General features: G+C 59.7%; 20 protein-coding genes. 8 read left to right on the forward strand and 12 right to left on the reverse strand.

Going from position 1 to position 19,425, the window contains the following annotated elements; all coding sequences use genetic code 11:
* Positions 1 to 6: 6 nt before the first annotated feature.
* Entirely contained in the window at positions 7 to 2,118 is a 2,112-nt protein-coding gene (locus KGB14_RS05205) for a TonB-dependent receptor (RefSeq protein WP_223484411.1), read from the forward strand.
* A 109-nt stretch (positions 2,119 to 2,227) separates the two neighbouring features.
* Here KGB14_RS05205 and KGB14_RS05210 read toward each other — a convergent pair whose 3' ends face one another.
* Genes KGB14_RS05210 through KGB14_RS05220 form a run of 3 tightly spaced genes read right to left on the reverse strand, consistent with a single transcriptional unit; the run spans position 2,228 to position 4,090 of the window.
* A complete protein-coding gene (locus KGB14_RS05210) occupies positions 2,228 to 2,770 on the reverse strand; it encodes a DUF2937 family protein (protein WP_223484412.1) in 543 nt (180 codons plus the stop codon).
* Between the two features lie 13 nt (positions 2,771 to 2,783).
* Positions 2,784 to 3,560, reverse strand: a complete 777-nt coding sequence (locus KGB14_RS05215) for a class II glutamine amidotransferase (RefSeq protein ID WP_223484413.1) — start codon at positions 3,558 to 3,560, stop codon at positions 2,784 to 2,786.
* A 32-nt stretch (positions 3,561 to 3,592) separates the two neighbouring features.
* Positions 3,593 to 4,090, reverse strand: coding sequence for an MFS transporter (locus KGB14_RS05220; protein WP_223484414.1), 498 nt, complete (start codon positions 4,088 to 4,090; stop codon positions 3,593 to 3,595).
* Positions 4,091 to 4,336: 246 nt separating this feature from the next.
* Here KGB14_RS05220 and KGB14_RS05225 point away from each other — a divergent pair, with 246 nt between their 5' ends.
* Together KGB14_RS05225 and KGB14_RS05230 are read left to right on the forward strand one after the other, a co-directional pair.
* Complete coding sequence (locus KGB14_RS05225) at positions 4,337 to 6,391, forward strand: S9 family peptidase (protein WP_223484415.1); 2,055 nt, start codon at positions 4,337 to 4,339, stop codon at positions 6,389 to 6,391.
* Between the two features lie 211 nt (positions 6,392 to 6,602).
* Positions 6,603 to 7,076 (forward strand): cyclic nucleotide-binding domain-containing protein, encoded by a 474-nt coding sequence (locus tag KGB14_RS05230; RefSeq protein WP_223484416.1) that lies wholly within the window; start codon positions 6,603 to 6,605, stop codon positions 7,074 to 7,076.
* An 80-nt stretch (positions 7,077 to 7,156) separates the two neighbouring features.
* Here the strand turns inward: KGB14_RS05230 and KGB14_RS05235 are convergent, their stop codons facing one another.
* The gene (locus tag KGB14_RS05235) at positions 7,157 to 7,447 is read right to left on the reverse strand and encodes a hypothetical protein (protein WP_223484417.1); all 291 of its coding nucleotides are present in this window, start codon (positions 7,445 to 7,447) and stop codon (positions 7,157 to 7,159) included.
* A 95-nt stretch (positions 7,448 to 7,542) separates the two neighbouring features.
* Between KGB14_RS05235 and KGB14_RS05240 the strand changes: the two genes are divergently transcribed.
* From KGB14_RS05240 to KGB14_RS05255, 4 genes are all read left to right on the forward strand, one after another.
* Entirely contained in the window at positions 7,543 to 8,229 is a 687-nt protein-coding gene (locus KGB14_RS05240) for a spermidine synthase (RefSeq protein ID WP_218437328.1), read from the forward strand.
* A gap of 49 nt (positions 8,230 to 8,278) precedes the next feature.
* The gene (locus tag KGB14_RS05245) at positions 8,279 to 8,650 is read left to right on the forward strand and encodes a YajD family HNH nuclease (protein WP_007898702.1); all 372 of its coding nucleotides are present in this window, start codon (positions 8,279 to 8,281) and stop codon (positions 8,648 to 8,650) included.
* 211 nt (positions 8,651 to 8,861) lie between these two features.
* Positions 8,862 to 9,332, forward strand: coding sequence for an RNA methyltransferase (locus KGB14_RS05250; protein ID WP_007942196.1), 471 nt, complete (start codon positions 8,862 to 8,864; stop codon positions 9,330 to 9,332).
* Between the two features lie 93 nt (positions 9,333 to 9,425).
* Positions 9,426 to 9,803: a DUF2892 domain-containing protein gene (locus KGB14_RS05255; RefSeq protein ID WP_223484418.1), complete on the forward strand. Its 378-nt coding sequence runs from the start codon at positions 9,426 to 9,428 to the stop codon at positions 9,801 to 9,803.
* Positions 9,804 to 9,898: 95 nt separating this feature from the next.
* Here the strand turns inward: KGB14_RS05255 and KGB14_RS05260 are convergent, their stop codons facing one another.
* Positions 9,899 to 11,128, reverse strand: coding sequence for a hypothetical protein (locus KGB14_RS05260; protein WP_223484419.1), 1,230 nt, complete (start codon positions 11,126 to 11,128; stop codon positions 9,899 to 9,901).
* 122 nt (positions 11,129 to 11,250) lie between these two features.
* Entirely contained in the window at positions 11,251 to 11,700 is a 450-nt protein-coding gene (locus tag KGB14_RS05265; protein ID WP_052966452.1) for a YcgN family cysteine cluster protein, read from the reverse strand.
* Between the two features lie 278 nt (positions 11,701 to 11,978).
* Between KGB14_RS05265 and KGB14_RS05270 the strand changes: the two genes are divergently transcribed.
* Complete coding sequence (locus KGB14_RS05270) at positions 11,979 to 12,572, forward strand: nitroreductase family protein (RefSeq protein WP_223484420.1); 594 nt, start codon at positions 11,979 to 11,981, stop codon at positions 12,570 to 12,572.
* Between the two features lie 126 nt (positions 12,573 to 12,698).
* Here KGB14_RS05270 and KGB14_RS05275 read toward each other — a convergent pair whose 3' ends face one another.
* The 6 genes from KGB14_RS05275 to KGB14_RS05300 form a co-directional block, all read right to left on the reverse strand.
* A complete protein-coding gene (locus tag KGB14_RS05275) occupies positions 12,699 to 13,631 on the reverse strand; it encodes a D-2-hydroxyacid dehydrogenase (RefSeq protein ID WP_223484421.1) in 933 nt (310 codons plus the stop codon).
* Between the two features lie 120 nt (positions 13,632 to 13,751).
* A complete protein-coding gene (locus tag KGB14_RS05280) occupies positions 13,752 to 14,045 on the reverse strand; it encodes a YcgL domain-containing protein (RefSeq protein ID WP_007898694.1) in 294 nt (97 codons plus the stop codon).
* Positions 14,042 to 15,175, reverse strand: coding sequence for a ribonuclease D (gene rnd, locus KGB14_RS05285; protein ID WP_223484422.1), 1,134 nt, complete (start codon positions 15,173 to 15,175; stop codon positions 14,042 to 14,044). The genes KGB14_RS05280 and rnd overlap by 4 nt, the downstream gene beginning before the upstream one ends.
* A 123-nt stretch (positions 15,176 to 15,298) precedes the next feature.
* Entirely contained in the window at positions 15,299 to 15,961 is a 663-nt protein-coding gene (locus KGB14_RS05290) for a class I SAM-dependent methyltransferase (RefSeq protein ID WP_223484423.1), read from the reverse strand.
* Between the two features lie 73 nt (positions 15,962 to 16,034).
* Positions 16,035 to 17,684: a phosphoethanolamine transferase gene (locus KGB14_RS05295; RefSeq protein WP_223484424.1), complete on the reverse strand. Its 1,650-nt coding sequence runs from the start codon at positions 17,682 to 17,684 to the stop codon at positions 16,035 to 16,037.
* Between the two features lie 167 nt (positions 17,685 to 17,851).
* A complete protein-coding gene (locus KGB14_RS05300) occupies positions 17,852 to 19,234 on the reverse strand; it encodes a glutamine synthetase family protein (protein WP_223484425.1) in 1,383 nt (460 codons plus the stop codon).
* Positions 19,235 to 19,425 lie beyond the last annotated feature (191 nt).

Consider the following 19,425-nt stretch of genomic DNA (forward strand, 5'->3'; position numbering starts at 1 on the left):
CCCGTCATGATCCGAACCAAACTCTCTCTGCTGATCCCGCTGCTCGGTACCTTCAGCGCCCAGACCTGGGCCGAGGATACCGAGCAGCAGCCCGGCACCTTGAACATGCAAGCCACCGTCGTCTCCGCTACTCGCAGCGAAGCGAGCATTGCTTCGATTCCGGGCTCGGTCCAGGTGATCGACGAACAGCAGGTCCGTGAGCAGAGCGGCGCGGGTCGCCGGGTCTCCGACATCCTCGGGCAATTGGTCCCCGGTCTTGCGCCGTCCAGCGGCGGGATGAGCAACTTCGGCCAGACCCTGCGCGGGCGCAACATGCTGGTGTTGGTCGACGGCGTATCGCAGAACGCCACGCGCGACAACTTCCGCCAGCTCAACAGCATCGCCCCGGCCAGCATCGAACGCATCGAAGTGATCTCCGGCGCCAGCAGCATCTACGGTGCCGGTGCTTCAGGCGGCATTATCAACATCATCACCAAGCGCAATCAGGGCCAGGACATTGCCTACAGCAGCAAACTGGGCCTGACCAGCGGCAACAACCTCAACCGCAAAGGCTTCGCCTACGAAGCCTTTCAGAGTGCAACGGGGCGCAAGGATGCCCTGGACTGGTATGTCTCCGCCGACCTGACCCAGCGTAACGATCAGTACGATGGCAACGGCAACCGCATCCCTCAGGACACTTCCCAGGGCAGCAACATGGACACCGAAACCTATGATCTGCAAGGTCGTTTCGGTTACGAACTGGATGCCGACAAAAAAATCAGCCTGTCGCTGCAGGACTACAAGGACCAGCAGGACACTGGCTACACCAAAGACCCGAAAAACTCGCAGCAAGCCGTGGCCGTCAAAGGGCTGAAGCTCGACGACCAACCCTATACCCATAACCAGGCGGTCAACCTCAACTACACCGACAAGGACTTCTACGGTCAGGGCCTGCAACTGGAAAGCTACTGGCGCCGCGCCGATGCACTGTTCTTCCCGGACCTGTCGCGAGGCAAGGCCGGGATCTCCGACAACAACAGCGTGCAGGATGTCTACGGCCTGCGCGCGGCCATCGACACGCCGCTGCCAGCGATCGGAAGCGCCACGGGTAATCTGGTCTGGGGCGCCGACTATGATAATGAGCGCTCCCGCCAACGCGGCGATCAATACACGCTCAATGGCCTGAATTACACCAAGACCGGCACCACTTACGAGCTGGGCCCGGACATCGAAACCACCACCAAATCGCTGTTCGGGCAGATGTCCTGGGACATCGGTGACTGGACCTTGCGTGGCGGTGTGCGCCGCGAATGGATCGAAAGCGACGTCTCCGACAGCATCGCTTATGGTCAGATCGTCCAGACCGGCGTAAGCGCAACGCTGCCCGGCGACACCCTCAAATACGATGCCACGCTGTACAACCTGGGGGCGGTCTACCACCTGAGTGAAAACCAGGACGTCTTCGCCAATTACAGCCAGGGATTTTCGCTGCCGGATATCCAGCGCTTCATGCGTGATGTCAGCAGCACCTTCGACATTCAGAGTCTCAACGCCCAGGCCATCAAGGTCGACAGTTACGAGCTGGGCTGGCGCGGTAACTGGGACCAGTGGCAGGCCGACGTCACCGTGTATGAAAACACCTCGGACGTGACCCAGTTCTACGATGCCAATGATCGCGTATTGCGCCTGATCAACCAGAAAGAGCGGGTTCGCGGTATCGAAAACAGCCTGACCTACCGCGCGACCGATCGCTGGTCGGTGGGTGGCACTTATGCCTGGGCCAAAGGCGAGACCGAGCAGAACGGTAAATGGATCGATCTGCCGGCTACGCGCATCTCACCAGCCAAGACCACACTGTTCGTCGGCTACACCGAAGACGACTACACCCTGCGCCTGCAAGGCATGCGTTTGTCCAATTACGACGCCGCCGCCAAGGACAACAACGGACGCGAGATCGAAGGCTATACGCTGGTGGACCTGCTCGGCTCCGTGCAACTGCCGGTCGGTCGTCTTGAAGGCGGCGTGTATAACCTGACCAACCGCACGTACCAGAACCTGTTCACCCAGGCCAACGCCAGAGCGCCGTACGCCAACGCCGAAGGCCGCACGCTGAGCATGAGCTACTCGGTCGATTGGTAAAAACAGGAGCCGGCTTGCCACAGTTAAGGATCAATCGGATATGTAGGAGCCAGGCTTGCCGGCGAGCGATCTGCCGGCATACATGTCGCCTGACAAGTTGGCTCCAGCGTTACAACCCGCGCAAATCCCGCTCTTCGATCGGCCGGCTCTGGCGCAAACGCTTGCCGCCCAGCACCACCCAATCAATCAACCGGAACAGGCATTCAATGCCAAACGACAGCAGCAATGCGCCGCTCATGCCCCAGATCATCGCTTCCGGCGTCAGCAGAATCTGGTAGCTGTAGCCATTCCAGGTTTCCTTGCGAATATCCGGGTCGGCAGCCAGGGCTACTTGCAGGAAGCGGATGTACCACGGGCCCTGCATGGCCTGGAATTGCTTGTCGAGGGACAGCTGACGGGTGAGCAAGGCGCTCAGGCTATCGGCATCGCTGCGAAAGATCGGGTCTTCGCTGGCACGGTAATGGGCCACGAGCGCCTGCATATCCCCCTTGAAAAACTGATTGGCGGTGCCCTGAAAACCGCTCAAACCGGTCTGTGCCTCGATCAGATGCGCCTCGACCCGCTTGGCATAGTCACTGATGAACCCAGGCACCTGGACACCGATCAACAGGCCCGCCGCGAATAACACCAGCCGTAGATAACTGAGCAACATGGGTGAGAGATCCTTATTCGGTCTTGCCCTGACTGACGCATTCACCGCGCCGCCAGAGGCTCCATTGGCCCGGTTCGTAGCGGGTCCAGGTTTCGTTTTCGGTCAAGGGTTCGGTGGCGATTACCGTGACCACGTCGTTGGGCGTGGTTTCGGCCTGGAAGTCGACGATCACGTCGACGTCCTTCAATCGTGCCGGGCCGAATGGTGCACGGCGGGTGATCTGCGCCAGTTTGCTCGAGCAGTAGCAGAACAGCCAATCACCGTCGCTGAGCAAGCAGTTGAATACGCCTTTGCTGCGGTACTCGGCGCAGGCGGCCACCAGGTCCGGCAATAGCGCTTCGATATCGACCGGCTCGGGGAATGCTGCACGCACCCGATTGAGCAAATCGCAAAACGCCGCTTCGCTGTCGGTATCGCCAACGGGGCGGTAAAAACTGGCGGTCGGGTTGAAATTGGCCAACTGGCCGTTGTGGGCGAAACACCAGTTGCGCCCCCACAACTCGCGCACGAACGGGTGGGTGTTGGACAGGCAGACCTTGCCGACGTTGGCTTGGCGGATGTGGCCGATCACCACTTCACTTTTGATCGGATAACGCTGCACCAGGTTCGCCACTTCCGACTCGCTACTCGCCGCCGGGTCCTGGAACAGCCGCAGGCCACGGCCCTCATAGAAAGCGATGCCCCAACCGTCACGATGCGGCCCGGTGCGGCCGCCGCGCTGCATCAGCCCGGTGAAGCTGAACACGATATCGGTCGGGACATTGGCGCTCATGCCCAATAACTCACACATGCTCGGACTCTCGATTCAGTACAGGGGCACGGTTACAGACGCGGTTCGACCCGCAAACGCTGAGGGTTGCTCGGGACCGGTGGCCGGCCGTAACGATCATCGCCGGCACCGCCGAAAGGTTGATCGTCATCAGGTTCGTCGGTCCGCGCCGCTGCCTTGGCGGCGGCCGCCTGTTCCTTACGAGCCTTGGAGGCGCGCTCGATGGGAAAACGGATCACCACGAACACCAGGTAAATGCCGAAGGCAATCATGCCGTACATGAACAGATCGGAAATCGCGCGCCAGGCGTTGTTGCCGACCTTGAACAGCAAGTCGAGGGCAGTGATGGCGATGGCCGGAGCGACCTTTTCCTTCACCGGGTCGATGATGGTCGGGCTGAACAGCAACACCGCCATCAGCAGCCGCAACGGCTCACGCAGCCAGCGCCACATCCAGCGGGTGATGCGCATCCACACCAACAGGCAGCCTAAAGCGGCAAAGGCGTAGAGGCCCCAAGCGATCAGATAGTCGTTCTCGGTCATGGTGTCCATGGCAAGGCAGGCAAAGAGGCGCTTATAGTAACGACTTTTCGCACGTCAGGCTTGTCCCAATACCAGTTGAGCAAGACTCAGAGCCTGTAGGAGCGAGCTTGCTCGCGATGAGGTCAGTACATTCAACATCAATGTTGTCTGGCAATCCGCCATCGCGAGCAAGCTCGCTCCCACAGGTCTGCAGAGGCATCAAGATTTGCATGTCGCCTGCAAAACCCTATTCCGCACATTGTTCGAGAGCCATTCATGCCCTTATCCGCCAACGTTACCAGCGCTCCGATTGCCCACAAGGCCGATGGTTCCGACCCGTATGCCTGGCTGCAGGAGCGCGACACCGACGCGGTGCTCGATTACCTGAAAGCTGAAAACCGCTATCAAGAGACGCAAACCGCCGATCAGGCCGGGCTGCGCGAAACCCTGTTCGAAGAGATCAAGGCGCGGATTCTCGAAACCGATCTGTCGCTGCCCTCGCCCTGGGGCCCGTACCTGTATTACACCCGCACCACCGCCGGCGACGAATACGCCCGTCACTACCGCTGCCCGCGTCCGGCCGATGGCAGCCTGCACATCGATGAAAGCCAGGAACTGCTGCTGCTTGATCCGAACGTGCTGGCCAAGGGCGGCTTCTTTTCCCTGGGCGCGTTCAGCATCAGTCCGGACCACCAGCGCCTGGCCTACAGCATCGACTCCTCGGGCGAAGAGATTTACACGCTGTTCGTGAAGGAATTGTCCGACGGCCGCGTCAGCGAACTGGAATTCCAGGACTGTGACGGCAGCATGACCTGGGCCAACGACAGCCTGACGCTGTTTTTCGGCGAACTCGACGAGACTCATCGCCCGCACAAACTGTTGCGCTATCGGCTGGACGGCACGGCGGCCGAAGAAGCGTTCCATGAGCCGGACGGCCGATTCTTCCTGCATTGCTATCGCTCAAGCTCCGAACGGCAACTGTTGTTGTCGCTGGGCAGCAAAACCACCAGCGAAGTCTGGGCGCTCGACGCCTCGCTGCCGCATCAGGCCTTTACCTGCCTGGCGCCGAGGGTCGAAGAGCATGAATACGATGTCGACCATGGCAAACTCGATGGCGAGTGGACGTGGTTGATCCGCACCAACCGCGACGGCATCAACTTCGCCCTGTACCAGGCCGTCGATACCGGCGTCGCGCCGACCGAAGCCGACTGGCAGAACCTGATTCCCCACAGCGACACGGTGATGCTCGAAGGCATGAGCCTGAACGCCGAGGCCATGACCCTGAGCCTGCGCGAAGGTGGCCTGCCGATCATCGAAGTCCGCCCACAGGACTTGGTGCCGTATCGCGTGCAATTGCCGGACGCGGCCTACAGCCTGCATGTGCAGAACAGCCTGGAATTTGTCAGCGACCGGATCCGTCTGCGCTACGAGGCCTTGAACCGTCCGGCGCAGATCCGCCAACTGATTCTGACCAGCGGCGAACAGAAAGTCCTCAAGGAAACCCCCGTGCTCGGCCCGTTCGACGCCGATGCCTACGTCAGCCAGCGGCTCTGGGCCACGGCACCGGACGGTATGCAAGTGCCGATCAGCCTTGTGGTCAAACGCGAATTCCTCGGCAAGCCGACGCCGCTTTATCTGTACGGCTACGGCGCCTATGGCGAAAGCCTCGACCCGTGGTTCTCCCATGCTCGTTTGAGCCTGCTGGATCGCGGCATGGCGTTTGCCATTGCTCATGTACGCGGTGGCGGTGAGTTGGGCGAAGCCTGGTACCGCGCTGGCAAGCAGGCACACAAGCACAACACCTTCAGCGACTTCATCGCGTGCGCCGAACACCTGATCGCCAACGGCTTTACCATCCCATCGCAGCTGGCGATCAGCGGTGGCAGCGCCGGTGGCCTGCTGATTGGCGCCGTGCTTAATCAGCGGCCGGAGCTGTTCGGCGCGGCGATTGCCGAAGTACCGTTCGTTGACGTGCTCAACACCATGCTCGACCCGGAGCTGCCGCTGACCGTCACGGAATACGACGAATGGGGCAACCCGCAAGAGCCGGACGTCTATGATCGGATCAAGGCCTACGCTCCGTACGAAAACGTTAGTGCGCAAGCGTATCCGGCGACGCTGGTGATCGCCGGCTACAACGACAGTCGCGTGCAGTACTGGGAAGCGGCCAAGTGGGTGGCGAAACTGCGCGCGACCAAAACCGACACCAATCCCCTGCTGCTCAAGACTGAATTGGGCGCCGGGCATGGTGGAATGAGCGGTCGTTACCAGGGATTACGTGACGTAGCCCTCGAATACGCATTTGTTTTGAAGGTTTTGGGCATTGCCTGAGGAACTTGGCCCGGCGTCCCGGTCTTAACACCAGTACGCCGGACCGGATGCAACACATATCCCCTGTGGGAGCGAGCCTGCTCGCGATGAGGGCATCACATTCAATACCCATGTTGAATGTGCCTCCGCCATCGCGAGCAGGCTCGCTCCCACAAAGGATTGAGGACATCCAAAAAACCGGAACCAGACACAAAAAAAAGACCGTGACGACATGTCAGAACCGACCTCATTGAACAAAGAAATTCGCGACTGGCTGATGGACTGCGGCCTGTTCGATCAACTGCTGCCGGCAGACTTCGTGGCGGCTTCGGGTTACTTCAGCATCAGCACCATCGCCGAAGGCGAAGAGATTTTCCATGAGGGCGATGCCGGCAGTTTCATGTGCATCATCCACACCGGCCAGGTCGCGGTGCAGAAGACCAACAGCGAGGGGCAGCGGGTGACCATGGCCACGTTGCGCAGCGGTCGGGCATTTGGCGAAATGGCCGTGCTCGATGGCGAACGGCGCTCAGCCAGTTGCGTGGCCGCAAGCAATTGCCAGTTGCTCAACCTGGGCAAGGACTCCCTGGAAAAGATGCTCAACGACGCGCCGAAAATCGCCGCCAAGATCATCCGCGCCCTCGCCGTCTCCCTCTCCAAACGCTTGCGCATGGCCGATGGGCAACTGCTCTCGCAGCAGATTTAGTGTCCGGTCTGACAAATACGTTCCTCTTTTGACGGCAACAGACGCCGTCAAAAAGGAACAGTATTTGTGAGACCGGATACTTACCCTCCTGGCGTTTTGATTTTCGGCGTACCCGGCTCAAGGCCCGGCAAGGTCTGGTCCTTGGGCGGGTTGGGCATTTCGATGCGCGGCAACAACGGTGGCCCGCCACTGCCGGAACCGGCCTTGGGCACGCTGGTGGGGGTGATCTGCGGGTATGGCGTTGGGGTGGCGGTGCCGGGTGAACCGGGCATCGGCGCAGGGCTGGTCGGGATGGTTTGCAGCTCCTGGGCCTGCACTGCAGTTATCGAGAGCGCGGCCAGGGCAATGGCCGTTAGAATGGTGCGCTTCATCAATGGCTCCGTTGGCCTTGTTGTCCTTTTGCAGGCTACTCCCAACTGCGCGTGTTTGCCTTCCTCCGTAGTCAATTTCTCATCAAGAGAGCCCCATGAAACGTTTCGTTCTGCTCGACACCACCCCCATTCCTGAAAACGGCGGTGCCCTGTGCCTGTTCGAATACGGCGAGGACTTCGTCATCAAGATTCAGGGCGGTGACGGCGGGCAGTTGATGAACACCCGCATGCACGGCTCTGAAGATGCCCTGGCCGAAATCCCCTGCCGCAAGGTCGCCGGCCGGCCGAATTCGCGAGTATTGATCGGTGGCCTGGGCATGGGCTTCACCCTCGCCTCGGCGCTCAAGCATTTGGGTAAATCCGCTGAAGTGGTGGTGGCCGAACTGGTACCCGGCGTGGTGGAGTGGAACCGTGGCCCTCTTGGTGAGAAAGCCGGCAACCCGCTGCTCGACCCGCGCACGGTGATCCGCATGGAAGACGTGGCCAAAGTGCTGCAAGCCGAGCCACAAGGTTTCGATGCGATCATGCTCGACGTCGACAACGGGCCCGAAGGCCTGACCCAGAAAGCCAACAGCTGGCTCTACTCCGCTGGCGGCCTGAGCGCGTGTGCCAAGGCCCTGCGGCCAAAAGGCGTGCTGGCGGTGTGGTCGGCCAGCGCCGACCGGCAGTTTTCCGACAAGCTGAAAAAGGCCGGCTTCAAGGCCGAGGAAGTACAAGTCTTCGCCCACGGCAACAAGGGCACCCGCCACACCATCTGGATTGCCGAGAAGCTCAAGGGCTGAGCTAAACTCACGTCATAACCGTCATTAGTCTTTTTACAAAGGTGAACCCATGAGTTCGTCCACCCCAACCAACACATCGAAGCTGGACCGCATCCTCGCCGATAACCAGCGCGACAAGGAAATGGGTTACCGCGACAAGGCCTTGAAGATGTACCCGCACGTGTGCGGCCGTTGCGCCCGTGAGTTCTCCGGCAAGCGCCTCAGCGAACTGACCGTGCATCACCGCGACCACAACCATGACAACAACCCTCAGGATGGCTCGAACTGGGAGCTGTTGTGCCTGTATTGCCATGACAACGAACACTCGCGGTATACCGATCAGCAGTATTTCGACGAAGGCTCGCTGAGTACGCCGAAGATTGCCAAGGCGACGCACAACCCGTTTGCGGCGTTGGCCGGGTTGATGAAGAAAGAAGATTAAAGATCTTCAGTGCCCCAACTGGCCTCATCGCGAGCAGGCTCGCTCCCACAGGGGATCTTCTGTGCACATAGTATTTGTGAACACCCAAGATCTAATGTGGGAGCGAGCCTGCTCGCGATTGCTATTGCCCAAACACCACCAATCTCCAAACTGAACACCCCTCCCCCAATCCCCGTATAATCGCCGTTTTTTCCCCGAAGGCACCCCGCTCGTGGCAGACAAACGGTACAGCTGCATTGGTTTGTATAACCCCAAATCACCGGAGAACGTCGGTTCGGTGATGCGCGCCGCCGGCTGCTATGGCGTGGCATCGGTGTTTTACACCGGCAAGCGTTATGAACGCGCCGCCGATTTCGTCACCGACACCAAGAAAGTCCACTACGACATTCCGCTGATCGGCATCGACGACCTGAAGAAAATCCTGCCCCTGGGCTGTGTCCCAGTCGCCGTGGAACTGGTCGACGGTGCCCGCTCGCTGCCGGAATACACGCACCCGGATCGCGCCCTCTACATCTTCGGCCCCGAAGACGGCTCGCTGGATAAAGAAATCCGCGACTGGTGCGAAGACGTGGTCTACATCCCGACTACCGGCTGCATGAACCTGGCAGCCACCGTCAACGTCGTGCTGTACGACCGCATGGCCAAGGGCAACAACACCCGCTCGGGCCCGAAATTCCGCTGAATCACCTCATGTTCGATGGAACAAGCCGCTCGCCCGGGCAGTCAGCTTAACTATCTATTGCTGAAGCAGCCCTTCCCTGCCTGGAGACAGATCATGAGCGAGTTCAATCCTGTAGAGCGTATCGAAACCACCCCGTTCCAGAGCCAATCCGTACAGAACGTTCATGGTTGGGAACGCGCGGGCTCTCTGGCAGGTGGCGTGGTCATGCTGAGCAAGGGCCTGCGACGCGGTGGCGTGTTCGGGTTGCTTGAGGTAGCCATCGGCGGCATAGCCCTGGCCCGTGGCATCACCGGGCATTGCGCGGCGAAAAGCCTGTTGGAAAAGAACCGTCAGGACATGAGAAACGCACGCGCAAGGATCGAGCGCGCCGGGGATGAGCTGAGCCGCATGAAAGCCAATGCCGAAGCGGCAACCCGCACGGCGACTGTGACGGGTAATGATTCGTTGAACTCGCCGAAGGCCGGGGTTTAACCTTTTTAGATCAAAAGATCGCAGCCTTCGGCAGCTCCTACATTGGGATGGCGTACACCCTGTAGGAGCTGCCGAAGGCTGCGATCTTTTGATCTTTACTGAAGCAACTCGGTATCAAGCACCCTGGAGGACTCGCCAATAACGCTTTGCGCGAGCTGAACGAATGCCTTCGTATCCACACTCTCCAACTGCATCGCCCCACGCAGCACATCATCCAGCGAGCGTTTGTTGCGGGTTTTCAGGCGAATCTCGCGGTCCAGTTCCTGTAGCAACACCACCGCCTTGGCCACCTGCGCCGGGTTGATCTGTTCACCGCGCAAAGTGCTGACCTTTTGGCTGTCCTTGGTCAACTTGCCCTGCAAACTCTCATAGCGATCATCACTCATGCCGCCTGCGCGGCGCACCAGTTCGATGGCGTAATACTCGGCAAACCCTTCACTGATCCAGTTACTGCGCTGGCTGTCGTTGATCGGTCCGAACACTTGAGCCAACTCACGCACCAAGGCACTGCTACCGCTTTCGCTGATCATTGGCAGATGCGTGTTCAGGTAGATCGATTCATGCGCGGCCAGGCTGCCGCGCCACATCGGGTCGTTGGCACCGACAATCAGCAGCTTGCCGGGATGATTTGGAAACACCGCCTGCACTTGCGGCCAGACGAAAGTCAGCAGCGTCAGCACATCCATACGGTGCATGCCCTGCCCTTGGGGTGAGGCGACGGTGACTTCGGTTTCCCCCAGTCGCGTACGACGGCTGCCCAGATGACCGGCGAGCATCCAGCCAGTGGGACGGTCGAACAGGCGCGAGGCGTTATCGATCCGGAACTTGTTTTTGCCGATCCGCGGCCAGGCGGTTTCGACGCTTTTCCAACCGTTGGGCAATTCGAATTCAAGGCGTGAAACCAGCTCGATGCCGTCCTGTTGATCAAGTCTGGCGGCCGGCACCAGATCGTCCCCACGCATCAATGCCCAAGTCGAAGTCATGCGGGTGTCGAAGCTGCCGCTCTTGCGACCATGGCTGATGCGCACGCGATAGGTGAGGCTGGCCTTGTCGGCGGTCGGGCGCCAGACACCACGGGCCTGTTTGCCCGGTGTGAGCTGCCATTGGCCATCGGCCTTGAAATCACTGTAGTGACTGCCGTCACCCAAGTCGAAATCCAGACTGCGCACCGCCGAGCCTTGGGCCAGCGTCAAGCGCACTTCCGCCTGATCGCTTTGCGGCAACAGGCGTACGTGATAATCCAGATCGACTTTCTTCGCCGCCCACACGGGCAAACTCAGGGCCAGCAGCCCGACAGCCAACGCCCGCCGCACTCCCACAGTCATACACACTCCTGGTGTGGCGAGCTTGCTCGCGCTAGGCTATGTAGCGGCCCCAAATTCTTTTAATCACTGCCGATTTTGTGAGTGCTACGCACTCAAGCGGGAGCAAGCGCCCTCGCCACACATTAACCCGCGCGGAAAATCAGGTGATCTTCCCAATCGTCTTCGGCCACGCTGCCTTCGGCGAGCATGCGCCCGGACTGGGAAATACGTTCGTGATGCACCGCCTCGCGGTCACCGCACACCAGGTGATGCCAGAGCGGCAGGTCCTTGCCTTCGCTGACCAGTCGATAACCGCAGGTCGGCGGCAGCCATTTGAACTCATCGGCCTTGCCCGGCGTGAGCTGGATGCAATCGGGCACAAAGTCGCGACGGTTGGGGTAATCGGTGCACTGACAGGTTTTGAGGTCCAGCAGTTTGCAGGCGATGCGCGTGTAGTAGACCGCGTTGTCGTCTTCATCCTCGAGCTTTTGCAGGCAGCACAGACCACAGCCATCGCACAGCGACTCCCATTCCTCTTGATCGAGTTGATCGAGGGTTTTACGTATCCAGAACGGTTCGACTTTGGCGGCCATGGCTCAAGCATCAACATCAGATGGTGAAAAGGCCGCCAGTCTAGTGCCAAGGCAGCGGCGGGCCAAGCATTGGCGACTGCCGGTACAACGACACTTGTGAGATTTCGCGCCGCCCGGTAGCTTTGCCAGTCGCAAGGAGTCGTACCCACGTGCCATTAACGCTCAACCGCGTTGCATTCAGGTGAACGGCCCAGGCTCTCGAAAAACCCTATTGCTCCGTTCAACTGCACCCGCCGTTTTTTAGACGTCCTCACTTTCAAACGTAAAGGAATCTCTTAATGAGTGCTAACCCACGCGTTGCCGATTACGCCATTCACCCTCAGTTCACCGATCGCTGGTCGCCCCGCGCCTTCACCGGCGAAACCATCCCCGAAGAGACCCTGCTGAGCTTTTTCGAAGCCGCGCGCTGGGCGCCATCGGCGTACAACTCGCAGCCTTGGCGGTTTCTCTATGCGCGTCGCGACACGCCGAACTGGGAGCGCTATCTGGGCCTGCTGAACGAGTTCAACCGCAGCTGGGCGCAGCACGCCTCGGCGCTGGTCATCGTGATCTCGAAAACCACCTTTGCGATACCTGGCGCCACCGAAGAAACGCCGGCGCTATGGCACACCTTCGACACCGGTTCGGCCTGGGGGCATCTGGCGCTGCAAGCGAGCATCAGCGGCTGGCACACCCACGGCATGGCCGGTTTCGATCAGGAACTGACCCGTAAAGAGCTGAATATTCCTGAGGGTTATGCGCTGCACGCGGCGGTGGCGATCGGCAAGCTGGGCGACAAAGCGACGCTGGCCGAGTACCTGCAAGCACGCGAAGAGCCAAGCCCGCGTCGTCCGCTGAGCGAATTGGCGGCTGAAGGTGAATTCACCCTCTAACCAACAACATAGAACCCATGTGGGAGCGAGCCTGCTCGCGAAGGCGGTGTATCAGTCTCTATAAGTGTCGACTGACATGCCGCCATCGCGAGCAGGCTCGCTCCCACATTTCTGATTGTGGTGTTTTTAATACCCGCGATTGAAATCCACTTCCCCACGCAACGCTTCGCCCGCCTGATACGCCCGCAGGTTTTCGACAAACAACGTCACCATCTTCGAGGGTGAGGTCGGTGCCGAGCTGTGGCCGGTCAGCAGCAGGCCCCACGCGGTCCAGAACGGATGACGTTGCGGCAGCGGCTCCTGACGACAGACGTCGATCACAGCTCCGGCCAGATGCCCTTCTTTCAAGGCTTCCACCAGGTCCGCATCGACCACCGCCACTCCACGCCCAACGTTGATGAACAACCCGCTCGGCTTGAATTGCTTGAACAGGGCAGCGTCGTACAGGTCGTGAGTATTGGGGGTGTTCGGAAGCAGATTGATCACATAATCCATTTCACCGACCAGGCGCGGCAAGTCAGCCAGCGCCCCGACCTCGACAAAAGGCGCCAGCTCCCGGGCAGTGCTGGCGATGCCATATAACTCGACGCCAAACGGCAGCAGAAACTGCGCCACCGTCTGACCGATGTCACCGGTGCCCACAATCAACACCTTGCGTCCCGCCAGGCCTTGACCCTGCCGGTTGTCCCACTTGCGCTCGACCTGGCTGACCAGCCGCGCCAGCACTTCGCGCTCGTGGCCGAGCATGTAAGTCAGTACGTATTCGGCCATGACCTGACCGAAAATCCCCACTGCGCGAGTCAGGCGATAGTGCCGTGGCAGGCCGTCGGCCAGCAGCGGCGTGATGCCGGCCCAGGTCGACTGCAGCCATGCAGGCAGATGGCCCTGACGCAACAGCGTCGCCAGCAAGTCCGGCTGACCGAGCCAGACCTGGCAGTCGGCGGCCTGCCGGGCCAGTTCGGCGGAGTCGCCACTGGTCAATACTTCCAGATCAGGCGCTGCCTGACGCAACAGTTGAGCATATACAGGGTGGTCGTGTTCAGCAATCAGAACGCGCATGGTTCAAACCTTTCAAAAACAGTGCAGACGGCCGCCGACGGAGTATCACTCCATCACCCTGGCCATCGCCAAAATCATTCCAGTGTTTCATAAAGGCTCTGAACAGAGCCTGTCTGCCGATTACATCGGGTCGTTGCGGCGCAGCAATTCTTCCGGCAAATGCTCGATGTATTCGTCTTCGGCCGGCGGCATTTGCAGGTGGTAGCCCTGCTTCTCGAGGTTTTCCAGCACCACGGTGATGTCTTCGCGCGAGAGCTTGCGCTCGGGCGTCAGCACCAGGTCGAAAGCGTGATGCGGCTTGCCGAAAGCGGCCATCAGACTTTCCGGGACGCGCTCCAGTGCATCGCTTTTGAGCACATAGAGGTACATCTCGTTTTTCTTCAGGCTTCGATAGATGGAGCAAATACGTTTCAAGGCTGTTCTCCGGCGGTGGCCAGGCTGTCGAGCAGCGCCTGGCCCATCAATTCGCGGCGCCAGCCACGCAGCGAATCAGGCAATTGGTAGGGACCATTGGGGAAGCCGCTTTTGAGCAGCGCTTCCAGGGTTTTCTTGCGCAGCATCAGTTCTGGCGCGATGCTCAGGCGCTCGGCTTCAGCCTGGCCAATGGCGCGCAGCTGTTTGACCAGCGCGGCGGCTTCCACCGGCAACGGCTCCGGTACCGCCGGTGGCCATTGATCAGGCGCCACACTGCCAGAGCGCTTGATCAGATCAAGCAGAAACTCGCCGTCCTGACGCACGGTACGCGGGTGCATGTCTTCGATTTTCGCCAGCGCGCCGAGGTTGTCCGGTTGCGTGCGCGCCAACGGCCACAGGGAATGCTCACGGACAATGCGGTTGCGCGGCAGGTCACGGGCGCGGGCTTCGCGTTCACGCCAGGCGCACAGTTCACGCAACACGGCGAGTTGGGCGCGGGACAGCTTCCAGGCCAGTTTGGCATCGCGATAGACCTCGTACGGGTCGACCTCGCGACGCAGGTTGGCCACCAGCTCGGCACCGTCCTCCAAAACCCAGGCGTATTTTTCGTCGGAAAGCTTCGGACGCAGTTGTACGAAAACTTCCGCCAGGTGCAAGGCATCTTCGGCGGCGTAGCTGATCTGGGTGTCGGACAGCGGACGTTGCAGCCAGTCGGAACGGGTCTCGCCCTTGGGCAAGTCGATGCCGAGCACTTCCTGCACCAACCGCGAATACCCCATGGAAAAACCAAGATTCAGGTAAGCGGCGGCCAGCTGGGTGTCGAACAGCGGCGTCGGCAGGCTGCCGGTCAGGCGCAGCAGGACTTCGAGGTCTTCGCTGCACGCATGCACGACCTTGACCACCGCCGGGTTCTCCAGCAATGCGGCCAGCGGCTGCCAGTTGTCGATGGTCAGAGGGTCAATCAGGTAAGCGCGTACGCCATCGCCGATCTGCAGCAGGCCTGCAATCGGGTAAAAGGTGTCGACCCGCATGAATTCGGTGTCGAGGGCAACGAATGGCAGCTGCTGCCACTCGGCGCAAAACTGACCGAGGCTATCGTTGTCGCGAATCCAGTGAATATCGATGGCCACACGGCTCTCCCTTGAAGAATGGCGCGCAGTATATATCGCCCCTGACGATTTCCGCGCATCCACTGAACAAGAGCTTTGGCGAAAATACCTGCTGGACAGCAAGAATAGTCTGACAGGGGAAGACTAACTGCCCTTACGCAACACGTAGACTCGCATCCGGGCGCAACCCGGCAGGAAGTCCTGATGGCTGAGCAAGTGGAAACCCGCCTGCCTGAACTCGGCCTCAAGCTCGGCCTTGCTCGCCTGCGGCTGGACCTGTGCGCCTTCCACACCTGATCGGCGGAGCTTGAAATGCGCATCTACTCGCACCGCCACAATCACCGTATCGCGACTGACCCGATGAAATTCACCCAACATGGCCAAGCGATGCTCAGGACAGGCGATGTGTTGAAACAGTTGCATGCAAATAATGCAATCGACCGCGTTCGCCGATAAACCGATGGTGAAGGCCGAGCTCTGGAAGGTCTTGATCCGCTCCAGCAGATGCTGCGGATGATGCGTACGGGCGTGATCGAGCATGTCCTGCGATGGATCGGTCGCCAGAATCACCCGGTTCGCATGCTCGGCCAGTACCGACCAGAAGCGCCCGGCACCGCAGGCCACATCAAGAATCAATCCCGGCTCACCAGCGACCTGGAGCGCATTACGCACCAGTCGCTCATCGCGCCAGAACGTCAAACGCCCCGCCAGGCCACGCGGTCGCGGCTGATGGCAGACGCGGGCGTGTTCCTGATCGTAGCGCCGGGCGAACTCCAGTTCGATGGCGGATGGGGGCTGCGCAGACATGTGCAATGGCTCTTATTGGAATATTGGCTGACGGCAAATTAACGATCAGGGCGTGAAAAAAAGGTCGGCGGGCTCACTTTTTGGCCAGCACACCGTCGCTCACGGCACCGCGACATCCGGCAAACATGTCCAGCCCCGGGTTATAGACCTTGCTGCTGACCTCCAGCAGACCCAGCATCGAATGGAACAGATTGTCCTGGCTCAGGGGTTTTTCGCGACCCTGTTGCAGGCAATGGGTGTCCACCGAGAACGACTTTTGATAACTGTCGGAGAACCACGCCAGCATCGCTACATGCTTCTGTTGTTCCGGCGCCAGCATGTAAGGCGTGCCATGAAGGAACAGGTTGTATTCGCCCAGCGACTCGCCGTGGTCCGACAGATAAAGCATGGCGGTATCGACTTTGCCCTGATTACTGCGCAACAGATCGATCAGGGTCGACAGCACATGGTCGGTGTACACCAGCGTATTGTCGTAGCCATTGACGATGCTTTCGCGGCTGCAATTGTTCAGCGCATTGCTTTCACACACTGGCGTGAAGTGTTCGTACTCTTTCGGGTAGCGCTTGAAGTATTCCGGACCGTGACTGCCCATTTGGTGCAGTACCAGCACGGTGTCTTTATCCAGCGTGTCGATGAAGTGCTGCAAACCTTGCAGGAGAATTTCATCGCGGCACTCACTGTTGGCACACAGCACCGGGTCTTTCAGGTTACTCACATCATCAACAGTGACCCGATCGCAGGTGCCTTTGCAGCCCGACTGATTATCGCGCCAGATCACCTCGAGACCGGCGTGCTTGAGCACGTCCAGCAAACCTTCCTGATTCTTTGCCTTACTGGCGTTGTAATCCTTGCGGCCCATATCGGAGAACATGCAAGGCACCGACACAGCCGTTTCCGTGCCGCAAGAATGCACATCGGTGAAGGCAATCAAACCGGCTTCTTTATTCAGTTTCGGCGTGGTGTCGCGGTTATAACCCAGGATGCCGAAGTTCTCGGCCCGAGCGCTTTCACCCACCACCAGTACCGTCAGGGATTTACGGTCGTGGGCCTGCCAGGCTGGAGTTTTCCGGGCATCTTCACCCAGTTTGGCAAAAGGTTGCCGTGCAGACACCACTTGCTCACGCAGGTACCCGGCCGAGGCACCGATGTAGTTGCTCGGCACCACCATCAGGCGTAATTCATGGTGATTGCGAAACAACGACGACAGGCCTTGATAGTTGACCAGGGCGACACCGCCGATCACTGCAATCGATGCGACACTCACCAGCACTTTACTTAATAGCTCACGGTGCCAGCGACGGTAACTGACGGGAATCTTCCACAACAACCACGACGGCAAGACCCCGAGAAACACAATATAAATAAACAACTTCACGGAGAGTAAGTCGCGCACTTCCGTGGCATTGGTTTCTGCCAGGTTACGCAACATACCGGCGTCAATCAGCACACCGTATTGGCTCATGAAGTAGGCGACACTGGCGCTGATCATAAAGATCAGCGTCAACACGGGCTTCATCACGGGCCGGAATGCCAGCAAGGTCAGCACAATGTTGAAGGCCGCCAGGATCATCAGCCCAAACGCAACACGCATGACGATACCTTGACCGTCTGCGGCGGTGATATCGAAGAGGTGTTGCCAGAGAACCGAATTGAACCCCGCCAATAAAAAAGTGCTGGCAATCAACGTCACCCATTCAGGGCGCACGGCTTTGAACTTCAACATGGTGATCGGCTGTTCCTGAAAAGAAGCGCCTTCGGCAAATGTGAAAATTTCATTTCCCACGGCAGCACGAGAGCTTATGCAGTCAACCATCAATTTTTCGTGAAAAAGAAGCCAACGAATAGTTGGCTCATGGCATCAGGCCAAAACTTTCAACCCTGAGACGGGCTTCAGGCCTGGTGCAGATACCAGCGCCAGTCCTGCTCACCGACTTCGCCCATGAATTGCCGGTATTCGGCACGTTTCACCGCCAGATACACGCCAAGAAACTCACCGCCGAAGGCCTCCCGCGCCCAGTTTGAAGCCTCCAGCGCTCGCAGGGTGGTCAACCAGTCGGTCGGCAATAATTGCGTGGCCTGAGCATAACCATTGCCTTCCACGGGAGCCCCAGGGTCAAGCTGCTCGCGGATGCCGCGATGAATTCCGGCCAGGATCGCCGCAGCCGCCAGGTACGGGTTGGCGTCGGCACCACAGATGCGGTGTTCGATATGCCGGGAGAACGCCGGCCCGCCGGGCACTCGCAAACTCACGGTGCGGTTGTCCACGCCCCAGGTGGCCGCCAGTGGTGCGTAGCTGTTGGTCTGAAAACGGCGATAGGAGTTGGCGTTTGGACAGAACAGCAGCAACGAATCGAGCAACGTGTCGAGCATCCCGCCGACCGCTTGCCTGAGCAGCGGCGTGCCGTCCCGGGCTTCGCTGGCGAACAGGTTGTTGCCGTCCTTGTCCGCCAGACTGACGTGCATGTGCATGCCGGTGCCGGCCAGGTCATCGAAAGGCTTGGCCATAAAACAGGCCGCCATCCCGTGCTTGTGAGCCACGCCCTTGACCAGCCGTTTGTACCGAACAGCTTCGTCCATCGCCTGCAAAGCGTCGGTGCGGTGTTCGAGGGTAATTTCCACCTGCCCCGGCGCATATTCGGAGATCGCCGTGCGCGCTGGAATGCCCTGAAGTTTGCAGGTGCTGTAGAGGTCGGCCAGAAACGGCTCGATCTGCTCCAGTTCCCGCAGGCCGTAAACCTGCGTGGCGCGTGGCCGCCCGCCGTCGACATCCCGCGCCGGCTGCGGCCGTCCGCTGCTGTCGCGCTGTTGATCCAGCAGATAGAACTCCAGCTCCGCCGCCATCACCGGGTAATAGCCGTCGGCCTGCAAACCTTCGATGACCTTGGCCAGCAGGTGCCGGGGGTCGGCGATGGTCGCGGGCATGCCCTCTTCTGGATGCATGCTGACCTGCACCGCCGCCGTGGGAATCAAGCGCCACGGCATGCGCTGCAAACTTCCGCTGATCGGGTAAGCCCGGCAATCGATATCACCGACGTCCCAGACCAGCCCGGAATTTTCCACATCATCGCCATTGATGGTCAGCCCCAGAATGGTGCTCGGCAGCGGCCGCCCGCTTTCATACACCGCCAGCAGCTCATCGCGATGCAACAACTTGCCTCTTGGCACACCGTTGTTGTCGAGGATGAACAGCTCGAACAGCTCGATATCGCGATTGTGTTCCAGGAAGGTCAGGGCTTGTTCTTTCGTGGCAAAGGATGTTGTCGCACAGCTCATGGGAATTCTCGTCTATCCGCGTCAGGCAAACGCACAAGCGTAGCCAGTTTGATTCCGGCGCACCGCGCGGAACCTGTAAGAACACTCAACGGGACATGTACGAATCCGGCGGGCGCGCGTGGCGGCAGTGCCACAGCGCCCAGAAGGCCAGTTCAGAAGGAAGTGCAGACAGGCTTGGCGCGCAGGCAGGC

This window comes from Pseudomonas sp. A-RE-19 (assembly GCF_019956555.1).
GTDB lineage: Bacteria > Pseudomonadota > Gammaproteobacteria > Pseudomonadales > Pseudomonadaceae > Aquipseudomonas.

Bases quoted from the DNA above. Each gene is read 5' to 3' on its own strand.
- KGB14_RS05205 (WP_223484411.1), top strand. From the start codon at position 7: ATGATCCGAACCAAACTCTCTCTGCTGATCCCGCTGCTCGGTACCTTC.
- KGB14_RS05210 (WP_223484412.1), bottom strand. From the start codon at position 2,770: ATGTTGCTCAGTTATCTACGGCTGGTGTTATTCGCGGCGGGCCTGTTG.
- KGB14_RS05215 (WP_223484413.1), bottom strand. From the start codon at position 3,560: ATGTGTGAGTTATTGGGCATGAGCGCCAATGTCCCGACCGATATCGTG.
- KGB14_RS05220 (WP_223484414.1), bottom strand. From the start codon at position 4,090: ATGGACACCATGACCGAGAACGACTATCTGATCGCTTGGGGCCTCTAC.
- KGB14_RS05225 (WP_223484415.1), top strand. From the start codon at position 4,337: ATGCCCTTATCCGCCAACGTTACCAGCGCTCCGATTGCCCACAAGGCC.
- KGB14_RS05230 (WP_223484416.1), top strand. From the start codon at position 6,603: ATGTCAGAACCGACCTCATTGAACAAAGAAATTCGCGACTGGCTGATG.
- KGB14_RS05235 (WP_223484417.1), bottom strand. From the start codon at position 7,447: ATGAAGCGCACCATTCTAACGGCCATTGCCCTGGCCGCGCTCTCGATA.
- KGB14_RS05240 (WP_218437328.1), top strand. From the start codon at position 7,543: ATGAAACGTTTCGTTCTGCTCGACACCACCCCCATTCCTGAAAACGGC.
- KGB14_RS05245 (WP_007898702.1), top strand. From the start codon at position 8,279: ATGAGTTCGTCCACCCCAACCAACACATCGAAGCTGGACCGCATCCTC.
- KGB14_RS05255 (WP_223484418.1), top strand. From the start codon at position 9,426: ATGAGCGAGTTCAATCCTGTAGAGCGTATCGAAACCACCCCGTTCCAG.
- KGB14_RS05260 (WP_223484419.1), bottom strand. From the start codon at position 11,128: ATGACTGTGGGAGTGCGGCGGGCGTTGGCTGTCGGGCTGCTGGCCCTG.
- KGB14_RS05265 (WP_052966452.1), bottom strand. From the start codon at position 11,700: ATGGCCGCCAAAGTCGAACCGTTCTGGATACGTAAAACCCTCGATCAA.
- KGB14_RS05270 (WP_223484420.1), top strand. From the start codon at position 11,979: ATGAGTGCTAACCCACGCGTTGCCGATTACGCCATTCACCCTCAGTTC.
- KGB14_RS05275 (WP_223484421.1), bottom strand. From the start codon at position 13,631: ATGCGCGTTCTGATTGCTGAACACGACCACCCTGTATATGCTCAACTG.
- KGB14_RS05290 (WP_223484423.1), bottom strand. From the start codon at position 15,961: ATGTCTGCGCAGCCCCCATCCGCCATCGAACTGGAGTTCGCCCGGCGC.
- KGB14_RS05295 (WP_223484424.1), bottom strand. From the start codon at position 17,684: ATGTTGAAGTTCAAAGCCGTGCGCCCTGAATGGGTGACGTTGATTGCC.
- KGB14_RS05300 (WP_223484425.1), bottom strand. From the start codon at position 19,234: ATGAGCTGTGCGACAACATCCTTTGCCACGAAAGAACAAGCCCTGACC.